Here is a 2,080-nt window from a genome sequence, read left to right on the forward strand (position 1 = left end):
ACGCCGTCCGCAGGTCCATCGGGCTGACCGGCCAGTACGCGACGCTCGACGACCTGCTCAGCGGACGGGAGAACCTGGTGATGATGGGCCGCCTGCGGCACCTCGACCGCCGGGCCGCCCGCCGGGACGCCCAGAACCTGCTCGACCGCTTCGACCTGGCCCACGCCGCCGACCGCCCCGTCCGCACCTACTCCGGGGGGATGCGCCGGCGCCTGGACCTGGCCGCCAGCCTGTTGGGCGGTCCGCCGGTGCTCTTCCTCGACGAACCGACCACCGGGCTCGACCCGAGGAGCAGGGCGGGCCTCTGGGACACCGTCCGCGAGCTGCTGGGCACCGGGGTCACGATCCTGCTCACCACCCAGTACCTGGAGGAGGCCGACCAACTGGCCGACCGGATCGCCCTCATCAACGGCGGACGGATCACCGCGGAGGGCACGTCCGACCAGCTCAAGAGGAGGGTCGGCACCGCGCGCCTCGACCTGTCCTTCGCCACCGAGGCCGAACGGCGTCAGGCCGCGCACCTCCTGCTCCCGTCCGAGGCACGGCACGGTGCCGGGGACACCCGGCTGAGCGTCCCGGTCGACGGGGTCGACGAGCTCGGCCACCTGATCGGCCGGTTGGGTCACGCCGGCGTGCGGGTGGCCGACTTCGAGGTCAGCAAGCCGACCCTCGACGACGTGTTCCTCTCCATGACCGAGGACAGCACGGCCACTGGCCCCGCCCCCGTGGAGGCTCGGCGATGAGCGTTCAGACGATGCCCTGGCTCACGCCGGCCCCGCCGCTGCCCTCCCCGGTCCACCGGGCCGCCTCGGCGAGCGCCGTCCTCGTCGGGCGGGGGTTGCGGCACCTGAGGCGCAGCCCGGAACAGGTGGTCCTGGCGGTCGCCGTGCCCGCCAGCATCCTGCTGATCTTCCGGTACCTCTTCGGTGGTGCGATCGACACCGGAGGCGCCTATGTCGACTACCTGATCTCCGGGGTCCTCGCCATCGGCGTCGGCATCAGCGCGATGTCCACCACCAGCTCGGTGAGCCAGGACATGACGAACGGGATCGTGGACCGGTTCCGGTCGCTGCCGATGCCCGCCTCGGCTGTCCTCGTCGGCCACGTGGTGGCCACGGTGGCCCGTGGGCTGATCTCGTTGACCACCCTCATCCTGGTCGGACTCCTCGTCGGGTTCCGCCCGTCCGCCGGAGTGGTGGAATGGCTGCTCGCGATCGGCCTGCTGGTCCTCTTCGCGCTCGGCTTCGCCTGGTTGGCGGCCCTGCTGGGGCTGCTGGCCAACAGCGTGGACGCGGCCAGCGGCTACGGCACGATCCTGCTCTTCCTGCCGCAGGCCAGCAGCGCCTTCGTCCCCCCGGAGACCATGCCGACCGCCCTGCGGGTCTTCGTGGAGAACCAGCCGATCAGCCTCGTCATCGACGCCGTGCGGGGACTGCTGCTGGGAGTGCCCGCCGACGGGGCCGGCGTGGCCGCCGTCATCTGGTGGACCGCGATCATCGCGGTGGCCGTTCCGCTGGCGGCGGTGCTCTACCGACGGCGGGCACTCGGCTGACCACCGCCCGGACGGGACGCCGGCGGGCGCGCCGCCCCGCGTCCTTCGTCACAGGTGACTTCTCGACCCGCGAGTAACAGTGTTGTGTGACTCGCTGCGCGAGTTCGGCGCGAGCGGCCGCTGACGGCCGGACACCTCCGGGCCCCGGCCCCACCTGGCCGGGGCCTGGCCGAGGGGACCGGCTCTGGGGGTGCGGCCGCTCGCGCCGGCTCGGGCGGGCCGCGGACGCCCGAACGCTCCTCGCCGGGCGGGTGAACGGGCGCTGACCGGTCAGGGGCCCCACGACTCCCCAGGCGGGGTCGAACGGCCCCGGCGAGCGTCCGAACCGGACAGGCACGAGCGCCCTCAGGTACGGTCGCGCGGTGCCAGGGCGACCGATCGCGCGATGGCCTCGACCGTCGCGGTGACGGCCGGGACGCAGGCTGACGACGGGATTCCCGGACCTCCGGATCCGGTCGCACCCGGTCGGCACCTCGGGAGCTCTCCCGGGCGTTCCCACCGGTGGGTCGCGACGACCGGCGGCAGCCG

2 protein-coding genes are annotated in these 2,080 nt (G+C 73.6%); both read left to right on the forward strand.

Translation table 11 applies throughout. The features are described 5' to 3' along the window. Positions 1 to 743, forward strand: a 743-nt coding sequence (locus tag ACTIDRAF_RS30100; protein ID WP_016700595.1) for an ATP-binding cassette domain-containing protein, incomplete at its 5' end; no start/stop codon positions are given. Next, a complete protein-coding gene (locus ACTIDRAF_RS0220510) occupies positions 740 to 1,552 on the forward strand; it encodes an ABC transporter permease (protein WP_016700596.1) in 813 nt (270 codons plus the stop codon). The genes ACTIDRAF_RS30100 and ACTIDRAF_RS0220510, both read left to right, overlap by 4 nt. Positions 1,553 to 2,080 lie beyond the last annotated feature (528 nt).

This window comes from Actinoalloteichus spitiensis RMV-1378 (assembly GCF_000239155.1).
In the GTDB taxonomy this organism is placed as follows: Bacteria; Actinomycetota; Actinomycetes; order Mycobacteriales; family Pseudonocardiaceae; genus Actinoalloteichus_B; species Actinoalloteichus_B spitiensis.